The sequence below is a fragment of the Paenibacillus agilis genome (assembly GCF_007786455.1).
GTDB lineage: Bacteria > Bacillota > Bacilli > Paenibacillales > Paenibacillaceae > Paenibacillus_B > Paenibacillus_B agilis.
Genome location: NZ_VNJK01000001.1, coordinates 2499201 through 2520213, shown reverse-complemented (window position 1 = coordinate 2520213; position 21013 = coordinate 2499201). Strand labels below are relative to the sequence as shown.

Annotated in this window: 17 protein-coding genes; 11 read left to right on the top strand and 6 right to left on the bottom strand. The window is 37.8% G+C overall.

What is annotated here, in order from left to right; genetic code table 11:
* Positions 1 to 10: 10 nt before the first annotated feature.
* The 6 genes from glgX to FPZ44_RS11250 form a co-directional block, all read right to left on the bottom strand.
* The gene (gene glgX / locus FPZ44_RS11275) at positions 11 to 2098 is read right to left on the bottom strand and encodes a glycogen debranching protein GlgX (protein ID WP_144990209.1); all 2088 of its coding nucleotides are present in this window, start codon (positions 2096 to 2098) and stop codon (positions 11 to 13) included.
* A complete protein-coding gene (locus FPZ44_RS11270) occupies positions 2085 to 2624 on the bottom strand; it encodes a hypothetical protein (RefSeq protein WP_144990207.1) in 540 nt (179 codons plus the stop codon). Before FPZ44_RS11270 ends, glgX begins: the two co-directional genes overlap by 14 nt.
* A 17-nt stretch (positions 2625 to 2641) precedes the next feature.
* On the bottom strand, positions 2642 to 3211 hold the full coding sequence (locus tag FPZ44_RS11265) for a hypothetical protein (RefSeq protein ID WP_144990205.1): 570 nt from the start codon (positions 3209 to 3211) through the stop codon (positions 2642 to 2644).
* The gene (locus FPZ44_RS11260) at positions 3208 to 3849 is read right to left on the bottom strand and encodes a DJ-1/PfpI family protein (protein WP_144990203.1); all 642 of its coding nucleotides are present in this window, start codon (positions 3847 to 3849) and stop codon (positions 3208 to 3210) included. The genes FPZ44_RS11265 and FPZ44_RS11260 overlap by 4 nt, the downstream gene beginning before the upstream one ends.
* Positions 3850 to 4321: 472 nt before the next feature.
* Positions 4322 to 5359, bottom strand: a complete 1038-nt coding sequence (locus FPZ44_RS11255) for a DUF418 domain-containing protein (protein WP_144990202.1) — start codon at positions 5357 to 5359, stop codon at positions 4322 to 4324.
* Between the two features lie 192 nt (positions 5360 to 5551).
* Positions 5552 to 6568 (bottom strand): DUF1835 domain-containing protein, encoded by a 1017-nt coding sequence (locus tag FPZ44_RS11250; RefSeq protein WP_144990200.1) that lies wholly within the window; start codon positions 6566 to 6568, stop codon positions 5552 to 5554.
* Between the two features lie 510 nt (positions 6569 to 7078).
* Between FPZ44_RS11250 and FPZ44_RS11245 the strand changes: the two genes are divergently transcribed.
* The 11 genes from FPZ44_RS11245 (at position 7079) to FPZ44_RS11195 (ending at position 21008) form a co-directional block, all read left to right on the top strand.
* Positions 7079 to 8404: a glycosyltransferase family 2 protein gene (locus FPZ44_RS11245; protein WP_144990198.1), complete on the top strand. Its 1326-nt coding sequence runs from the start codon at positions 7079 to 7081 to the stop codon at positions 8402 to 8404.
* 46 nt (positions 8405 to 8450) lie between these two features.
* The gene (locus tag FPZ44_RS11240) at positions 8451 to 9551 is read left to right on the top strand and encodes an acyltransferase (protein ID WP_144990196.1); all 1101 of its coding nucleotides are present in this window, start codon (positions 8451 to 8453) and stop codon (positions 9549 to 9551) included.
* 6 nt (positions 9552 to 9557) lie between these two features.
* Complete coding sequence (locus FPZ44_RS11235) at positions 9558 to 10691, top strand: glycoside hydrolase family 18 protein (RefSeq protein ID WP_144990194.1); 1134 nt, start codon at positions 9558 to 9560, stop codon at positions 10689 to 10691.
* Between the two features lie 1777 nt (positions 10692 to 12468).
* Positions 12469 to 12723 carry an acyl carrier protein gene (locus FPZ44_RS11230; RefSeq protein ID WP_144990192.1) on the top strand — a complete coding sequence of 85 codons (255 nt, stop codon included), beginning with the start codon at positions 12469 to 12471 and terminating at the stop codon, positions 12721 to 12723.
* Positions 12724 to 12767: 44 nt separating this feature from the next.
* Positions 12768 to 13712, top strand: coding sequence for a nucleotidyltransferase family protein (locus FPZ44_RS11225; protein ID WP_186786004.1), 945 nt, complete (start codon positions 12768 to 12770; stop codon positions 13710 to 13712).
* Positions 13713 to 13732: 20 nt separating this feature from the next.
* Entirely contained in the window at positions 13733 to 16048 is a 2316-nt protein-coding gene (locus FPZ44_RS11220; protein ID WP_144990188.1) for a PEP/pyruvate-binding domain-containing protein, read from the top strand.
* Positions 16045 to 16689 (top strand): gamma-glutamyl-gamma-aminobutyrate hydrolase family protein, encoded by a 645-nt coding sequence (locus FPZ44_RS11215; protein ID WP_144990186.1) that lies wholly within the window; start codon positions 16045 to 16047, stop codon positions 16687 to 16689. Before FPZ44_RS11220 ends, FPZ44_RS11215 begins: the two co-directional genes overlap by 4 nt.
* A complete protein-coding gene (locus FPZ44_RS11210; RefSeq protein WP_144990184.1) occupies positions 16679 to 18523 on the top strand; it encodes a hypothetical protein in 1845 nt (614 codons plus the stop codon). The genes FPZ44_RS11215 and FPZ44_RS11210 overlap by 11 nt, the downstream gene beginning before the upstream one ends.
* Complete coding sequence (locus FPZ44_RS11205) at positions 18520 to 19095, top strand: nucleoside/nucleotide kinase family protein (RefSeq protein ID WP_144990182.1); 576 nt, start codon at positions 18520 to 18522, stop codon at positions 19093 to 19095. The genes FPZ44_RS11210 and FPZ44_RS11205 overlap by 4 nt, the downstream gene beginning before the upstream one ends.
* Before the next feature lie 10 nt (positions 19096 to 19105).
* Positions 19106 to 19768 carry a guanylate kinase gene (locus tag FPZ44_RS11200; RefSeq protein ID WP_186786003.1) on the top strand — a complete coding sequence of 221 codons (663 nt, stop codon included), beginning with the start codon at positions 19106 to 19108 and terminating at the stop codon, positions 19766 to 19768.
* On the top strand, positions 19749 to 21008 hold the full coding sequence (locus FPZ44_RS11195; protein ID WP_144990178.1) for a spermidine synthase: 1260 nt from the start codon (positions 19749 to 19751) through the stop codon (positions 21006 to 21008). Before FPZ44_RS11200 ends, FPZ44_RS11195 begins: the two co-directional genes overlap by 20 nt.
* The last annotated feature ends 5 nt before the right edge of the window (positions 21009 to 21013 follow it).

Here is a 21013-nt window from a genome sequence, read left to right as displayed (position 1 = left end):
ATAAAACCTCCTATATCTTTTCAAGGGTTAAGATGAGCACACTATGATATTGAACCTCGATTTCTTGTGCGTGTATGATCTCTCCATCTTCATGCAGAAAGGAAGAATCACTGTAAACTTTCCACGCACTTCCTGCCGGGGCAGGAGGAACTTCAAATGCTAATAGTTGCTGCTCCATATTGAGCGCTACGTATAGATCGGGCTCATCTGACACAAAGGAACCAAGCGTTAATGCCAATACACGAGATGACGGATTGTTCCAACCTGGACTGTACAGCTTACAGCCATGCCAATCTAAATCTTTAAATCCGCGATCATTGACAGCTCCGGTAAAGAACGTCTTTCTGCGCAGGCTCTTTACTGATTTGCGTAGATTTATTAGCTTCTTGCAGAAATGAATGAGACTCTCGTTCGTCTCTGTGAGGGTCCAGTCGATCCAACTAATCTCATTATCCTGACAATAGGCGTTGTTATTGCCATACTGGGAATTTCCCATCTCATCACCTGCGAGCAGCATGGGAACACCTTGGGAAATCATGAGGATCGAAATGAAGTTTCTTACTTGTTGCAAACGAAAAGCTTGAATGCCTTCGTCCGAAGTGTCGCCTTCATATCCATAATTGGCGCTGTAGTTTTCATTAATTCCGTCTTGATTGGACTCGCCATTGGCCCAGTTATGCTTCTCGTTGTAAGATACAAGGTCCATCATCGTGAATCCGTCATGGCAGGTAATGAAATTTAAACTGTTGATAGGTCCGTGCAAGTGGTGGTTATACAAATCGGAACTGCCGGAGATGCGGGTTGCGACGTCATTAACTATGCCAGCATCTCCGCGCACGAATCGGCGTATGTCATCGCGGTAACGCCCATTCCATTCTGCCCAGCTGTAGCCTGGGAAGGAGCCGATCTGATATAGGCCTGCTGCATCCCATGCCTCTGTAAATAGCTTTGTATTGGCAAGTGAGTCACTAAGCTCGATGTTCCACAGAACAGGGGGATGTTGAGTTGGAATGCCATTTTCATCTCGGGTCAACACGGAGCCTTCATCGAATCGGAATCCGTCGACATGCATTTCTTTGACCCAAAACTCTAGACTGTCGAGAATCAGCTTCTCAACTACAGGATGATTGACATTGAAGGTGTTGCCGCAGCCGGTGTAGTCCATATAGTAGTATTTATTTTGCGAGGAGAGGTAGTAGTAGGTAAGATTGTCGAAGCCCTTGAAGCTAATAGCAGGGCCTTCGTGATTGCCTTCGTTCGTATGATTATAGACGACATCGAGGATGACTTCGATTCCTGCTTGATGCAGTGCCTTGACCATGTCACGAAACTCATTAATATGTGATCCAAGCTGAGGATCTACGCAATATCTAGAGTCCGGTGCAAAATATCCAATTGTACTGTAACCCCAATAATTGTAGAGCTCATGCCCGTCAACGACGCGAACAATTTCTTTATCATCGAATTCAAACACAGGGAGCAGCTCTACTGCGGTTACACCTAGTTGTTGAAGATAGGGTATTTTCTCAATCACACTACGGAATGTACCCGGATGCGTGACGTTGGAGGTAGGTGAGGCAGTGAAGCCTCTAACATGCATTTCATAAATGATACAATCTTGAATCGGACGCTGCAGCGGTTTATCGTCTTCCCAATCGTAATCTTGGTAATCGATGACTACGCTGCGCATAGAAGTATGTAAATTATCTTCTGCATGGCAGGCGTCCACTCGTTCCCATAACGTATCAGAGTTCCCTTTCGCATAGGGGTCAATCAGTACTTTATTGGGGTTGTAACGCAATCCAGCTTCGGGTAGATTCGGACCGTCCACTCGATATGCATATTGAACTCCCGGCTTAAGATAGTCAACAAACACATGCCAAAAACAAGACGTTCGGTTCGTTATTGGGTCCAAGCGAATTTCCTGTATGGGCTCCAAGTCACCGTCTTGCTGAAATAGGAGTAGCGTTACCGATGTGGCATGTTCGGAATATACAGAAAAATTGACGCCGTCGTTGGTGACGGTTGAACCCAGCGGATGAGCGTTTCCTTCACGAACACGATAGGGCAGAGGAGCTAACGTCTTAAACTCGCTCATTTTCCAACGCCTTCATCGTTTCTGCCATTATGAACTGAACCACTCCGCCAGGTGTCAGTAACTTATCGGAAGCATCTCGAAGATAAGGCTCGAATAAGTCTTTCGGAAGCGTCATGTCGACTTCGCCTTCAATGACATCAACGAATAGATGGACGGGTTTGCCACTTGATTTCAGTATAGGAAGAATGACTTCTTTAACTTTCTGCGCAACTTCTTGACGGTAAGGGGTGTATACGGCATTCGCCAACAGTAGTACATGAACTCTTGCCGTTACCGCATCCGAATCGACACGGCCTCTGACAGCCCAGCGAGCTTCCTCCAGTGTGATCCAAGTCCAGCCCGGCATAATGTTATGCGCAATCTGTCGACAAACCTCGAATTCTTTAGAGCCTTCAGTGAAGCCAAGCTCTATCGGAAAGACGTGGGAAATTTCTTCTTGCAAGGCTGAGGTTAATGACGATTCCACAAGTGTATGGAACTCTTCTGTAAGTTCGATTCCGCTAATTTTAATTTCTACACATGGCATAGGATATGCTCCTTTATTTATGATTTTGAAATATACTCGAGCAGTTCCGGTGGGGCAAATACATCCCGATAGAACGTCAATTGTTCACTCTTGTAGTAACAAGCGCCGCGATGTCCTCTGCGCACCCAGTTGACTGTACCTTTAGCAATCGTTTCATTCGTTTCAAGATCAATGCAGTTCCACTCAAAATGAACAAACTCACCGTGGAACATGACGATCGGCCAGGTCATTTCAACGCCAGGTTGTGCCAGCAGCGCCCACCAGTGCTTCTCTCTTTCTTTCTGCTGATCCAGTCCATAAAAAGGACCATCCTGACAAAAATAAACCAGATCCTCTCGGTATTCTTCTGTCAATATATCGCCGCGCCCTTGTCGAAGCGCCTCACAATGTGTTGGCCACCAATCTTTATTCTCTTTTTCAATCTGTTCAAGGGTATAATCCTTATCGACAACAGGAAGCACTGCTTCTTTGAGAGCGGCATATTGTAAGGCAAAATGTATGAGCTCATCCTGCTGCTCGATAGATACGAGTCCAGGTTTGGAGTAATTCGCTGCCAATCCTTGATAATAATTCACTCTCTTTTTCATGGCGTGATTACTCTTCCTTCCTGTTTTAAGATGCTGCTTGCGAACTTTTCTACAAATTCACTAACCACTTCCGGGTGCTTTCCAGTAATGAAATGACCCTCTTGAATAAGCTCACTGGTCTGATTGCCATCGAAAACTACAGTTGCTCCTGCATTTTGCACATCGTACAAAATGTTATGGGAACAGGTAACTCTTCTTCCGCGCAGCAAGGCAGGATCCGCACAAAATAACCATAAGCTATGGCAAATGGTACCTACAAAAACTTTTCCCTCATCCATGACTTTCACGGCTTCACGCAGAAATTGTACAGCAGGTGCTTGGTTGCTCTGCCCTTGAACGGGGTTCGCTTCATAGCGGAGTCGGTCCATTGCATATCCACCAATAAGAATAATTCCGTCATAGTCAGTTGGCTTACGTGCTGAAACATCGACTTGTACGGCAACCTGACTTGTCATATCATTACCTGTGAAGATGAGCTGTCCATTCCCCCACAGGTTACTAATGTACTCGACCTCAAAGCCTTGAGATGGAAAGTACGCATTAAATACTCGGAATTCGGTTTCGTCATAATGGGACTCGATAAGTACTCCGATTTTGCCTTTTACTTTTCCTTCAGCATGATAAAAACCAGGTTGCACGTTAATGGATCATCATCTCCTTCTCATGATTAGAACAGCCGCTCGCCATTTTTCTAGGTAAAAAGTTGCGTGCTTTCTTATGAGGATTTGAAATAGTTGGACGACCACTATGTTAGAAGAAGCGTTGGGTAGATGAATGCAGACAATATAACAAACTATGGACCCATCTTTTCAGTTCATATACCTTAAGAGAGTGTCTCATTCCAAAAGGCTGCGGGCAAAATTACTGTTCAAGTATATTCTAGACAAAGGTGATTAGAACGGCGTGTTTAAAGGGGAATTACGGCCAAGCTTTAGCTCTGCTTGCTTGCTCGAAGTGACTCGGAAAGTGATCCGTCAAATGCGAATATTGGCATAGTAAGGTTGAGTGGTGTGTGCAACAAACGGAGGCGTGATTTTACAAATAGGAACAAAAAAAGCCCCGTCCGTTTCACTTAAGGGTACCGGACAGGGCTAGTGTTTGCGTTAACACTTATTTATCATTTTTCTTCAACAAAGGAGGAAGCTGCATGTATGTGACTGCTCGCCACAGCCATTCCATCGGTCCCATTTTGAAGAATCGTAGCCAAGCCATGCTCAACATAATCAAAATAAAATGGATCGCGAGACAAATATAAAATGTTTCCATGTACGTGATGGTGCCAGATTGCTGAAACCATTGAGTAGCCAAAAGAATGAGAGCAGTTTGGCTTAAATAGTTCGTTAACGCCATACGGCCATAATACTTTAACGGTGCCAGCAACGTTTGAACAGCTTTCATTTGCAGCAATAGGATCAACATACCTACAAATGCTGCAGATACGAGGGGACCAATCATAATTCCTATGGTTAAAAATTGATTCACTTGTATAAGAAAAGGATCGAGGTCGCCTGCTATCACGTAAGGGATGAACGGTTCGCTAGGAAGATATTGAACCTGATACCATAGGCCAGCTGCTGAAAGCAGCATCATGATGATCGTAAAGCCCCAGACTTGCTTCTGTAAGCTAGCCAGCCGCTCAAAGATACGATACTGGCCTACTGCGAGTCCTAATAAAATCAACGGGAACGTTAGCAATAACTTATCGCCCAAGTAACCGAATAGGCTAATGCCAGCAAGGGCAATTAATAAGTTAATGTGCTTAGACAGTTTGTAAAAAGGAATGAGAAGCAGCCCACAAATGGCATATAGAGCTAAGGCTTCACCAGGTTGAAACATTTGATGAATAAATCCAATTGCAAATAATGCGACGATACGACGAAGGAACAAGATGTAACCGTTGTTGCCCTTTGCTAATGCACGAGTCATAAAAATATAAAAGCCAATGCCGAATAGAAAGGAGAATATCGAGTAGAATCGTCCCTCTACAAATAAATAAAGAAATCGCTGATAAGCTGCATCCATCGTATTTACGGCAGGAAGATCAGGGGATATCAGACCAATGATATTCATAAAGATGATGCCGAGTAAAGCAAAACCGCGTAAATAATCAAGGGTATCAATTCTGTGCTGTAATTGTGTTTTTTCCATAAGACAACTCCTAACATGCATGAATTACTTGGTTTATTATAGAAAAGTTATCTTATCGTTCCCATTCATTTTACTTTCAATAAGGTGACAACCTTGTAAGGAAACAAAAAACGAGAGTGCCACACATCGTTTATGTGCGGCACTCTCGTATCTTTTGAAAAGGGACGGGAACTAATTGCTGCAACCTATTAGTTAAATAGGTTTTCTGACACTGTAATATCTCATTGCTCGTGGTATTCCCTTAATCTCAAGCTTGCCAGCGTATATGAGCTCGCGCAATCGATATTCGAAATAACAGTCGCTTACATATTGTTGTGCCGAGCTTAATGCTTGACCGATAACGCGGGCAGATTTTATAAAATTATATTCTTCTTGCTGTTGATGCAGTTGTTCTACCGTTTGAAGCAAGTAGGCATCATAGGAGTCCGCTGGCACATTTGCCACTTTTCCGTCTTGGATAACACGTAAACTTCCGGTATCTTCTGCGAGTACCAGCCACTCTTGCTCCAACCCCAGTCTTTCCTCAACATCAATAGGCGTATAGGCCTGGCTAAGTTCCAAAATAGGTACTAACTTCTCCGTGTTCAATTCTCCAGAAGTATACCATTGCTGAGTAGGGGGAGGCGTATGAAATAGCTGCTGCTCGGCATCAACGGCGTCACATACAAATATCTTGTTTGATTTATCGCGCAGCATATAGATCGCATATCGTAATCCACTTTGCTCGTGTGCATTGTTTGCTCCCCACACATAGATGGAGGCAGAGGGTGGAATGCTATCAAATTGCTGCGCTAATTGTTCATTTGAACGGAAAATAGTATCTCTATCATCATCATCAGATTGGATATGATTTTGCAGCCATTCCTGCCTTCGAAGCAGTCCTTCTTTTTCATGAAAGTGCCACAATGGACCATACGCGTAATGATCCCGCAAGCAAATGAATGTATCACTGTGCTCTCGCCCTAACTTGCGTAATGCATTTTTCATACTCCCAGCAAATGAGTCGCCAACAACGATATGTACACGTGCACAGTTCTCCGTTGGTTCCCAACGATGTGTCACTCTTGGAGCCGTCATTTTTTCATAGATTTGAATGAGCCAATCATAGCCTTGTTCTTGTACATCTTTATTTTCTTTCATCGTCTCTACAATACTCATCACATGCATCAGGTGAAGTTTGCTTTCTTTCTCCGTTTGAGCTCTGATCATATCGATTATTGCTTTTTTCGGCAGCTGAATGATAGACACTTCCTTTAGATTTTACAAATTTGAGAGATTAACTAATATAACCATATTATAAAATAACATACAAATTACAAAACAACATACTACTAATTTCGAACGGTTATGTTCTGCTTTATATAAAGCTATGTATGGAATTATGTATTAAAAAGTTATCAAAGTCTATAGTAACAAAGTGTTTATCGTATAAAAAGCGTACGTTTATACATTTTGATGTCATTAATATTAAGATTTGATTAAATATTGATTTTCAAGAAAAAAGGATCTTGAGGAAGAAAATGCCTGAAAAATGGGGATGTATTCGTTTTCTTCAAAATTAATGCGGTTTTACTTTCGGAAATCAAAAAAGTAGTTTGATAGTAGTAGTGAAAATTACCTAATTCTTGGTAGGGAGAGGTGGGCGAGCCCGAGCAACAAGTATTCGCAGCACGTGAGGTTATCGTTTTATCGTAAAAATAGAGAAAAGGAGTGAGAGACATGTCATATTTTCTTTATGTAACAACAATTACCTTTTTAGTCTTTCAAACGCTCTATACATTCATTCCCCTTTTTGCAAGCAAAGTGAAGAAACTGAAGCCTAAACTTGCGGAAAAGTCGATATCTGTACTCGTGCCTGCCTATAACGAGGAGCTTACGATTAAGAACTGTATCGATGCGGCGCAAGGAATACGTTATAAAAACTACGAACTTATCATCATTAATGATGGCTCAACAGATGGTACTTTATCGAAGCTCGATGAGTTGTTGGATTTGCAAATATATCGTCGTAAAGCAGACGAACGACTAGCCTATCAGCCGATTAAACAATTATATCGCTCGAAGAAACACCGTAATATTTATGTCATTGATAAACATAATGGTGGTAAAGCCGACTCTCTTAACGCGGGAATTGATTGTGCCCATGCTGATATTGTTATCACCTTGGATGCAGACAGCATGCTGGAAGTAAACTCGCTTAAATATATTAATCAGTATTTTCATGATCAAGTTGTAGTCGCTGTGGGCGGTACAGTCAAGATCGTACAGGGTGCTGAGAAGAAAAACGGCGTCATCTTTGAGAAGTTTACAGGGAAAGGCATAATTAAAAGCCAGATTATAAGCTATATTCATGGTTTCTATGTACGGAAGTTAACGCAGTCTGCCTTTAATTCGATTGTTGTCATTTCCGGTGCATTTGGGGCTTTTTATAAAGATCTCTTAATGGAGGTTAATGGATTCCGCAGCACAGTAGGCGAGGATATCGATATTACACTCAAAATTCACGAGTATTTGAAAGCGAACAACCTCAAAAAACGTCTTGTCTACGCACCTGAGGCGGTGTGCTATACGGAATGCCCTGAAAATATTAAAAACTTCTATAAGCAAAGAATTCGATGGCAAAAAGCTTTTATCGATTGCATCTTAATTTATTGGTCGAAGCTGTCCCAGAAGTTCAGCTTTGGCGTAAGTATCTTTTTTGCTATCGATGGTTTTATTTTAGGAACCTTAACGGCGTTTACAACGATCTTCTTTATTTTACAAACGCTGCTTATTGGCGGTAATTTATTCGTCGCGTTCCTATTGTTTTTCATGTCTATATTTGTAAATGCGATCCAAATCATTATCTCGCTATATTTATGCAAAAAATATGGAAGCAATTATACGTGGAAAGATTACATTCACATGTTTATATTCAGCCAGGTCGAAATCTTTACGTATCGTAATCTGTTAACGTACTTAACAATCGTTGGAACGTTCAAATACTTCGACAACGATGAAGGCTGGGGCTATGTAGAACGAAAAGGTGTAGCTTCTATTAGCTAAAATACCAACACGAGACTGTTATATGAGCAACTAGGAGGAAAGAACAATGGAGCCCGCTGCAAAACCGAATCGAATTATTTATATAGATATACTCAGGATTTTGTCGATTGTTGCGGTTATCGCACTGCATACGACTGCAGATTTATTAATACGATCAACTGACTTTAATTCTTCATCATGGTGGTTCAGTAATATATTGAACTCGATTGCAAGATTTGCAGTACCCGTATTTTTTATGATTAGTGGGGCGATGATGCTTAAGGTTAATGTCACATCCTATCGTTCCTTTTATATCAAAAGAATCTTGCCGCTATTTCTCGCATTGGTGAGTTGGTCAATCATATATGACCTTTACAATCAATTTTACATATTAAAATATGAGCTAACATTGTGGCAGTATGTTCCAGGATTCGGCTATCGATTGATTATGAATCAGAACTATGTCCATCTATGGTTTCTTTATGTGATTATTGCCATCTATATGACGGTTCCATTAATAAGTAAATTGGTAAAAGTATGCGGCGAAAAAGATTTAAGATATTTCATTATTGGCTGGTTTACGATTAGTATCGTTTATCAGCTTATCTCTGATACTGTAGTTCGAGTAACAGGCCAATCTCTTTATATTATTAGTATGAATATTCCTCTTTTCACGGGTTTCCTCGGATATTTTGTCCTCGGTTACTACTTATTCCATTATGAACTGCCCCAACGGGTAAAACATGTGTTGTTTAACATCGGTGTTGCCTCATTTTTTATTACTCCAATAGCAACTTATTTTGTATCCCAATACAAAGGTTCATTGGATGAAATGTTCTATGGTAATTTTTCGATAACGACATTTTTTATGGCTGTGGCGGTTTATCTATACTATCAGGAAAAGGAAACCTCCATGCATGAGAATCTCAATCATAAAATTCATATTGTAATCGGTTCTTTATCCAAAGCAAGCTTTAGTATTTACTTAATTCACTTGCTCGTGGAACTGGCCATTTCTCGAAGAGTCGAAGTGGATGCTTCCTTCTTGCGTGTAAGTGTTAGTTTGGTATTCAATGTTGTGGCTATATTCTTAATCAGTTACGTAACTGTCAAAGTCCTGCATCTCAATAAATACGTAACCAAGCTGCTGTTTGGTGGAAGAGGGTAATCAAGCATGAAGGTTAGTATTTTTACGAAAATTTTTATCGCCTTATTAGTAATTGGGATGAGTGCTTACATGTATATAACTAACACGAAAGATGAAAAGGTGACTGCAGCCTATATCCCGATTTATAAGACGATTGATGAAACACAGTTGGATTACGTCGACATTGCTTATATTTCCTTTGCGAATATTGATAAAAATGAAATTTATTTTAGCAAAGACAAAAATGCCGACGAGGAGATAAAAAACACGATTAAAAGATTGAAGCAGGAACATCAAAAGACACGGTTTGTGCTTGGAGTAGGTGGTTATGCAGTTGACGGATTTTCTGATGCATCGCTCGATGAGAACCGTGGTGAGTTTACTGATAATATTATTAATATGGTTAAAGAACTCGGTCTGGACGGGGTTGAAATTGATTGGGAGTACCCGGCGTACGATGCCTGGAACACGCAAAAGGCTCGTGACATTGATACGGTGAACTTTACAAGTCTGATGAAAGAACTTAGAGAGAAGCTGGACAAGCTCCCGAAGAAGAATAAGAACTATTTGCTCAGCTTTGCCGCTGGTACACAAGAATGGTACTTTACCAATGTAGAGGTTAAAAAGGTAGAGCCGTATGTCGACTATATCAATGTGATGAGCTATGACTTAACAGGGGAATGGTCAGACACAACCGCCTATAATGCCAATCTCTACGTTGACTCCAAAGGAATAGCAACGAACAGTGTCGATGAAATCATGAATCGTTATTTATCACGTCAAATTGACAGTAAGAAAATACTCATGGGCATTCCCGCTTATTCCTACGGATGGAAAAATGTACACCGAGATAAGGAGAAACAGCTACAGGGACTATATACGGTTGGGTATCCAATCGATATCGACAAGTTCGATATAAGCTACAAGTCTCTTGTCTCCACATTTATGGATAAGCAAGGATATAAGCGTTACTACGATGATAAAGCCAAAGCAGCTTATTTATACAATGGGGATATATTTATTACGTACGAGGATAAGCAAGCACTGGAAGCAAAAGTAAAATATATCAAGGAGAAAAACTTAGGCGGCGCAATGGTGTGGGAATACTCTCATGATACCAAAGACGGAATTATGAAATACTTGTTCGATCATTTAAACTAAAATGTGAAAAAAGGATGAACATTGGTGGCTGTTTCCTTGAGCGGAAATGGCCACTTTTTTTGCCGGACGTGGATTTATTGGGATTGGTGCTGTAGCTACACTCGATGATATTCCTCGTCAGTATGTTGATTTTAAAGTCGTATTTACAAGCTGGTAATTCCAACATGAATAGGAAAATTTTTAAGATAGCTACATCTTCACCGGACCTTCAACTACGCCGCGCCCTGATGCTCCATCTTTTCCATTTGATCAACTTCGCTCGCAATATAACAAAGTCGTCTATATTTCCACGGGCAGATTTTGAACAAAGATATCGAATTCTATAAACTTTGATTTGAGGCATTTAAAGATATACCAGCCCAATTTGTACTTGTTAGTGGCAGAGATACGGATATTACATCACTCGGGGATAGCATTCCAAACAATTTCATCATACAGTCTTGAGTTCCACTATTAGAGATTCTACAACGAGCAATTGCTTTTACGACACATACGGGTATGAAGAAACATCTAGAGCTGAAAAAGTCAAAACAATGTTTACGTTCCTCCAATATAAACAAGTCTTGCAAGGTAATAGGTGCTCATGTCGAATGTAGGACATAGGGAGTTCGTCTCGTAATTGTTGGTCTGGTTTAGTTGCTTAACCAATTCGAGATTTGGGGAGGTACTCCTTTTTTTGTGCTTGAAGACCTTATTACATCAAGGGTTGAAATTTGAAATAGATTCAAATAGTGTTAAAATATCAAAAATTGTTGTTTTGTCATATGTTGTTGTGTTAAAGATAGAGGTATAATTATTGAAAAGGATATATTTACATTAAAAACCCTAATACTTCCTTGTATATCACATCCTGTAATAACTTCCTAATTTGTTCTGCCACTATTAATTATTTCATAGATTTTAATTAAAGACTCACTTTGATTTGCATACGTTACAAATTTTCGAATTAGCCAGCTTTCTTTCTTCATTAATCTCGTTCGACCCTTTACATAATTAATAAGACTTTTTAAGTAATCAGCCCTATCAGTATCAATAATCTGTACTTAAGAATTCTCTCATCTTTTCGTGTATTAGTTCAGCTCCTTCTTTCTAGCAAAGAAAACACCACTGCATTTACAATCAAATTAAACTTATTTTCATCTCGTTAAACTTTATAGGTGTTTGTCCCTATGGCCACGTGATCAATATCAGACTTGACGATGTTCGAAGCAAACTCCTTGATCGATTGTAGATATCCTTGCGGATTTAATGATGTGATTCGTCTTTAAGCCAATGATGGTGTGAAAGCGCTTTATGAGGCGCAGTTATTAAAGAAGGAAATAGATAGTTAGCATGCAATTATGATTATATGAGCTAGATACCGTATTGAACTTGGAACTGCCGTCTTAACTAAGCAACCTTCGCGATTTCACTTAGACGATTTGGGTCACGCTCTAAAGCTAATGAATACGATATCACCGAAACGGAGCATAGTACTGACAAGCACATGACCACAGACTATTTTCAGAAGAGAGTGATGATAGCTGGCTCATTGCATCGAGCACGTTGCATGTGACAAAGGCTTTGTTTTTACGCATACCGTATCATCTGCAACTCGTCTGCAAAGTGAATGATATGATTACATACAGTTATGAATAATACGAGGGTAGCTTCTATTGTACAAAGATATTGTTCCAACTGCGTTGTTCTGCGTGAAGTTGTCGGTTGAGCTTCTATTTTACACAGAGGATTAAGGATATCTCTTTTTCAATTTAATTTAGAAAGGAATTGTATCTCTATGCAAAATCATAATCTAGAAATTAAGGACCTGCTAATAGATATACTTGAATCCGATCAAACGGATATTCAATCAATTGAAGCGGATGAAAACTTAGTGGAATCAGGTTTAACTTCACTTAAAGCCATTTCTTTGGTGATTCTCATTGAAGAAAAATTCAATATTGTTTTGGAAGATGAAGATTTATTGTTCGAGAACATAAATTCTATATCTAAAATAAATATTATTATCAATAAATATCTGGTAAATACCTAAAGATACTGTATTGAGTTTTGAGCATGATATGGAGGAGATCGAGTGTGCTAAAAATTGAACCAATTTATGAGTATTTACTAAGAAAGCAGGATAAATCTACAGTTGAAAGAAATCAGATGTGGTATGAGCAACTGACTCCATTCTTTCAAGATATGCTTGAAGTTCCTTATGCAGTACTAAAAGGTGATGTCTTATCTATATTTGCTTATGGGGGTTCAGGTTTCAGAAATTCTCATGACATAGATATCCTTGTATCAAGAAAAGATTTGACAAAACTTCATGAAATATGCGATAAACACGATTTTAAACAAATTGTTCTTGATGATAACGGAAATCCAAGACCATTATCCCGTCAAGAAAAGATTATGTTTAAAAATTCTCATCAAGTTGTGCCATATTTCAAAAAGTTGGAGAACGGAACAACTATTGAATTGGATATTAACTGTGACTTCTTTTGGGCTGAATTTAAAGGCACTAGAATAAAGGTTGATAAAATTCTTGAAGAAGCAATTGATTTTAACTTACATGATTGTCATGTAAGAGTGTTGACACCTTTAACAGCATTTGTTCAAATGTGTTTACATCACTACAGAGAAATGAATTCTATCTACATCTATAAGCTCAAAAATCCTATTACAGTAGCAATGTTTCAAGATATTTATATGTTTTATAAAAATCATTATAAATTTAACATTACACAGCTATTAGATTATACCAAGGAACATCGTATTGAACCTTATATGTATTATCTTCTTTTTTATTCAAATTTGATATTTGAAGATGAAGCTCTCTCTGAACATGTAGAGTTGTTTCGAACTCCAGAAGGAGAATACCTTTTGAACTGTTACGGCCTCACTGAGACTGAACGGAAAAAATGGAAGTGTGATTTCATAAATAGGCTGAATAGGATCGATTTATTTGAGCTTGTTGAAAATGATTTAAATGAAGACGATAAGAAAAAGATAGAGCTGAGTTTGAGTATAAAGTAAAGGTCAGGTGGTATCTAGCAATGATGGTAGGTTCAAAGGCAGATACATTAAAACGACTTGCTGACCAAGTTCACAGGGCTGTAATTTTGCCGCAATATGTTTTTACTGTCGGAGAGTGGACTTTAGATAGAAATGAAATTCTTGAACGGTTACTGAAACTTGAATGGATTACTAAACCAGTAATCGTCAGGAGTAGCGCTTTAAATGAAGATACTATTCAGGCTTCAATGGCAGGAAAGTATATTTCATTACCAAATGTTTTTGGAGTTGATGCTATTGAGCAGGCTATAGGAGATGTCATTTGTGCCTATGATCTTATAAACACAAAAAATCAAATTCTTATTCAACCCTATTTACAAGATTTGCTTATGAGTGGTGTTGCTTTCAGTATGAATCCCAATACGGGTGGCAATTATTATGTCATTAACTTCGATGATTATTCAGGCAAGTCATCGTCTGTCACATCTGGAACATCTAATCACAAAACGTTATATCACTTTAAAAAGTCTCCTGTACCTGCTGTAGGATCATTATCTAAAATAGTTAACTTGATTGAAGAGCTGGAAAGTATATTCTCTATTCCGATTGATATAGAGTTTGCAATAGATAAGGAACAAAATCTTTATTTGCTGCAAGCAAGGCCTCTTGTGATGCAGTACAAGTTGTTTGATCCTGATTCGCAGTATCAAACTTTACTCGATATTTCTAATAAATTCAGTGCAGCACAGAACAAAAAACCATATTTGTATGGAAAAGAGACAATTTTCGGTATAATGCCGGATTGGAACCCAGGTGAATTAATCGGTATTAGACCAAGACCACTTGCACTTTCCCTCTATAAAGAGCTGATAACTGATAGCATATGGGCGTATCAAAGAGACTACTATGGTTATAAGAACTTGAGGAGTTTCCCGCTACTTATCAGTTTTTGTGGAAGCCCTTACATTGATGTTAGAATAAGTTTCAACTCTTTTTTACCAAAATCGATTAATTCAGAAATATGTGAAAAACTCACTAACTATTATATTCAGAGATTAAAAGAAAATCCTACGCTGCACGACAAGGTTGAGTTTGAAATTGTCTTCTCCTGCTTTACATTCGATTTACCTGAACGGATTCAGTTATTATTACAGTATGGATTTACAGAAGAAGAAATTGATTCTATTTGTAAAGGGCTGCAGTCATTAACCAACCGTATAATATGTATGGAAGATGGATTACTTTTAACTGACTATAAAAAGGTAGAGGAATTAGAAATAAGAAGGGAAGAGATCCTGAAAAGTGATCTAGACAAAATATCAAAAATTTATTGGTTGCTTGAAGACTGTAAGCGTTATGGAACATTGCCATTTGCAGGTCTTGCACGCGGAGCCTTTATCGCTGTTCAGATGCTGCAGTCATTAGTGAATAAGGGAATTATTTCTCATGAAGATTACCAAAATTTCATGTCAGAACTCGATACGGTTAATTCTCAGATGCAACGTGATTTTTTCGATCTAGATCAAGCTTCTTTTTTGAAGAAGTATGGACATCTTAGACCTGGTACATACGATATATTATCAAAACGGTATGATGAAGATCCATCAAGATATTTTGATTTTGAGAGTGTGATCGCGAAGAATAAAAAAAGAAATCCTCCATTCTCATTATCGCTTGCTCAGTTAAATGCAATTAGTGAATTAATGAAGGATTTCGAGATGTCCGGCAGTGTATTACAACTTTTTGATTTTATAAAGAAGGCTGTTGAAGGAAGGGAATATTCCAAATTTATTTTTACGAAAAGCGTAAGCTATATTTTAAAACTGCTTACAGAAATTGCACAAGAACAACATTATACAATAGACGAAATTTCTTATTTAAACATCAGTGTCATTAAACAGTTTTATGATTCTGAAAAAAGAATGGATGAATTATTTTTGAACAGTATTAAGGAAGGTAAAAATACTTATAAAAAATTGCTAGGGATCAACCTTCCTCCATTAATTACTTCAGCAAATGACATTTGGAGTTTTTGTCTACAACAAGGAGAACCAAACTATATCACAATTGAATCAGTATGTGGTCGAACAGTTAAAGTAGAGGATTCAAATAAAAATTATGAAGGGAAGATATTATTAATTCCAAATGCTGATCCAGGATATGATTGGATATTTTCTCGGAATATCGCTGGTTTTATTACGATGTATGGAGGAGTTAATTCACATATGGCCATTAGAGCTAATGAATTATCAATACCAGCTGTTATAGGTACAGGTGAACAATTGTTTGCTCAACTTGAAAAAGCAGAAGTTTTGGATATTAACTGTGCTCAAGGTCAAATAAGGGTTATTCAATGAAACTAGCCTTTATGACTCAACGAACGGATTCTTCAAACACCTATCTTGAAAAACGAGATGTGCTAGATCAGAGATGGATTGATTTTGTTCTTCAATGCGGTCTTATACCGGTTATTGTTCCTAATAACTATCTTGCTGCCAGTAAGCTGCTAAAACATTTTGGGGATAACAATCATATTGGCGGCATTATATTAACAGGTGGAGGTCATCTGAGTCGGTATGGTGGAGATGCTCCTGAAAGAGAAGAAGTTGAGCACTTCTTAATAGAGTATGCGATAATTACAGACACACCTTTACTTGGAGTTTGTAGAGGTATGCAAGCTATTCAGCATTTTTTTGGGCAAAAGCTTATTGAAGTAGACGGGCATGTAAGCTTGCAACATCATGTGATTGATAATAATGGATATTGTAACTACAAAAATAGTTATCATCACTGGGGAACAAAGATATCTGTTCAGACTTTAGTACCGACTTTTAAGTGTATAGATGGAGTAATCGAAGCGATTGAGCACCTGCAGTATAAGATAAAAGGAATTATGTGGCATCCTGAGAGAAATTATCCATTTGATCCATCTGATATCGATCTTTTTAAACGGTTTTTAAATCCACAATGGGTAGAAAGGAGGAGCGATGAACCATAAACCTCTTTACTTAAAAGCGATCAATAGTATTGCGCATATGGAGGAAATTTTAAAGTGCAATAAAGTTGTGATATTAGGTACTGGATATTCTGGACGAGTTATTGGTTATATGATATCCGAGAGTTTGAAAAACGGATGTTTTGAATCTGAACTTACTGACATCTGTTACCTAGAGCGAACACAACTGAGCAGATCGTGTGAGGATCTACTTTATCCGGTTATTCACGAAATCCCGGTTAATAACGAAGAATCTATTCTGATCACAGCGGATGAATTTCAGGTAATGGATCGAGATGTGGTCAAAATTTACAGGTCTGGTTTTAAGAAAATTATTGATGGTACTTCTCTTGCTAACTGTGGCTATCATCCTGTGTTTTTTAATATAGGTGATATCGGTACAAAAAATCTGGATTTACAAGTAGTCGCGAAGAAATTTGATAAACAACTGGAATTAGAAGGAATACCGACATCATTGGCTGAAGTTTTATCAAGAAGACCAGACGATAAAGATGTCATTATTAAAATGGTTGAAACCTACCATCAGCATGGGAAGGAACTGCTGGCCAAAGATTACTGCAACCGAATTCAGAAAAGAGAAAATGAAACAGTTAGATCGCAGCAATGTGAAAAGCTAATTACCGATCCTCCAGAAGCTGATGAAGAATGTCCATTGACAATAATAGACTCAATGGAGAAAGCGTTATCCTTAAATTATTTAGGGAGAAGTGGATCAATTTATTTCGGAAGTTTGCTTGATAGTCATGATGAGATTATCGTATTGCCACCGGGCATCTTATATGATCCATTTCCATATTTGTATACTCAATTCATTTCAAGAAAAGCTGAAGTTACACTTGATCAACTGATGTCTTGTTTTAGCTTCAACCAACCTTTATTCGGAAACTACGACGAATGGATAAAAATGAAATATTCTGATGGTAATAAGTTTTATGATGATGATTATAACAATCATTTTGTAAGTATAATGAAACGAGTTCTGTCCTTGAAAATAAAGCAAAGTAAAGGATTTGTTTCTGAAAAATTTTTGATCAAAGCGATGTATTACGCACATCATAAAGTCTCTGGAAAAGAACAAATATTTAAAAAAAGAGTTCCTTACATTCTTAATCAATTTCATACATCTGATGCAATGAGCATAAAAAAATTTTCTGCATTATTTCCTACTACAGTAATCTTAATGACAATACGAAATATTATCCAGTCAATGGGAAGTGCTATGGCTGCTTTACAAAGGGAAAATAAAGGTGAATTACATGGGAGATCAGTCATTAATTTACTATACTACTTCTCTGAAAACATAATCCTCAGAGAATTATCTAAAACGAATCGCGTAATTCTCGTTCAGATTGAGAATCTCAATATCTGTCCTGTCGATACGATGCGTGATATTGTTAAAAAATTATGTATTGATTGGCAAGATTGTTTGCTTCAAAGCACAATTTTAGGAAGAACATTGTATGATGGCTACGTTGATACTTCAAATGTCCAATATGAAAATGGTCCTCGGTTGACTGGGATATCAAAACATTATGACGAGTATTTTAATCCGTTCGATCGATATCGTCTGGAGTCCTTATTTCTGCCTTTACTCAAGCAATGGGGTTACACAGTGAAAGAACGAAGGGATGATAATGATTGGGAGGAACTCAGTAAGATTCCATTTAAATTTGAAGAGTATTTAGCAATTAGTTCGGATAAGTGTCATATATTTCGTGAGCAATTTTCTAAAGCATACTGCAAGGTTATGGATGAATTGAAGCTAGAACCAGACTACTTAAAAAGGCTTGAGCTAGCGCTGGGTGATATTTCTTGATTCATGTTGCTTTTATTGGAATAGATGGTTCAGGAAAATCTTCTCTTTCAGCAGTAGTAGCTCAGGAGCTCGAAAGACAGGGAGTACAAACTAAAGTCATCCATATGAAAAAAAACAATAATGAGGTTATCTTGAACTTAGAGAAAATGAATCCATCTATTGTTTCGGAAGAGATGAAGCTACTTGGATATACTTTTGATTTGTTAAGTCAGTACATCGATACGAGTCATATGAATGAAGAAGTTATTGTATGGGATCGTTATTCTTATTGTTTAAAAGCGTATTTTTCTGAACTAAATATCGTATTACCGTGGCAGCAAAAAATGCTTCTTGCCATGGAAAAGCCAGACCTCACCTTTTTATTAGATATTGATTCTCAAACTGCTGTTAAACGAATATTAAAGGGTAACCGACTTCTCAAACCACTCGAAAACGAACAATATCTCGGTTCGGTACGCGAGCATTATTTGAAATTGCATCGAGAGAATGACTTTATACTAATGGACGCACATAAGCCATTACATATATTGAGAGATGAAGTTCTTCGACGTTTGTACGGTTGCATGCGATAGGAGGAATAGAATGAAGAATCATAACGGGGTCGTATTAATTATTTCAGGGCCGTCGTCAGTTGGTAAATCCAAAGTTATTACCAAGATTATTGAAAGTGATATTAGATACATAAAAGCAATATCCTGTACCTCCCGAACTAGAAGGGTGGAGGAGAAGGAAGGCGAAGATTATTATTTTATTTCCGAGCAGGAGTTTCATCGCAGGATTAAGGCGAGTGAATTTTTGCAGTGGAAAAAAAGTAAATACGGTTATTATGGTACCCCATTGGCTAGTCTTCAATTGGAAATAGGTCAGATTTGTATTGTTGATGCGGATCCTGATAGCTACTATGTGTTCAAGGCGATGGGGTATGAGGTTATAAGTATTTATTTATTACCAAACTCATTAGAGACTATAAAAAAACGCCTATATTCTAGAGGCCCTGACAGGGGAATAAAAACAAGTGAAGATGCAAGATTACGCTTTAATTCTTCTGTTGAGTCAATAAAATCATGCTACACATATGATTATCTAATTGTAAATGACGATGAAACGACAACTACTGATACCATCACTCGTATAGTCGATACCGAAATATTAAAACTAGAAAAGGATAACTTGTATAAAAAATGGTTTTCTCTAATTCAAAATTATTACACAGAGGAGGGGGAAGATGGCAAACTTATTGTATGAGAACCCTGATAATTCAAGCTATATTAAAAAATCAATGAGAAGTGGTCTTGAATTTATTGAGTACTATAAAAATGGATTGTTTTATTCAGGGATATATCCTGAGGCTCCTCTCAAAATAAGTTTTACGCTGATTCCTACAATATACAGCCTTATCCATACAAGCAAAAGAGTGCTGATTTTAGGTACTGGTACGGGTGGGCTGGCAATTCAATTAAAAGAATTAAACTCCGATTGCATGATTACGACGGTTGATATAGATGAAAATGTTGAGCATTTGGCCAAAACATATTTTGGATTGGAGCGTTATCCTGATGTACACTTTGTGTCGGAGAATGCTATTACATACGTAGCGCAATCTGACCAAAAATTCGATTATATTATAATTGATATATTTGACGGAGATAAGATACCTGCAGGCATTATATCACAGAATTTTATTAATCAATTAGAAGGTCTTTTAGAACAGGATGGAATGATCGCAATAAACACGAATATGAGAGAGCTCCGTATGCTTACACCGTACGCTATTGGTGTGAATCCTATGAAATATATATACAATCTTGTTTTTAATTCTGGTTTTAAAGCGATTTTTCAAAATGATTTTCATAATAGTGGTTGGCTATTTGCATTTAAACAAGGTAAAAATTTGAAAGATCTAAAGGATATATTTTTTGAAAAATTTCTTGAGGTTCAAGACATTTTTCAAAAATGTGGAATAGCTATACAACTTCTTTTTCTCTCTCAGATTGATAGAGAAGAAGTTCGTAACACAGAATTTGTTCATACGGCTGAGTATAAATCTGACATTATATCACAGTACAGACAATATATTTTCAAGTCAGTTATCAGTCTTTCTCGAATAAAAGTGAACAACAACATTTCTGAGCAGGAGCTTAGAGAAGCGACTGTTCGCAGTCTAATCCGAAGGATTAAAGATACATTATCTAGCGAAGCAGGAAAAGATTTTTTTAAAAGCAAAGATGAGGTTTATTACCAGGAATTGAATGATATTGGGATGAAAATGACGAATAAACAGCAAATTTCGTTATATTTGAAGGAAATATTACTACCAAATGATGTTGAGTTGGCTATTTTTAGTCTACCAACAGAAAAGTCCTTTTTTCTAAAACTAGTATATGCGCTAGGTTGGTATTTAAGAGATGACTGTGAACAGGCTGCTATAATCATTGAAGCTGTTCATACTCTATATGATCCTAGTTGTCAGGCGGTGAACAACTGAAGAGA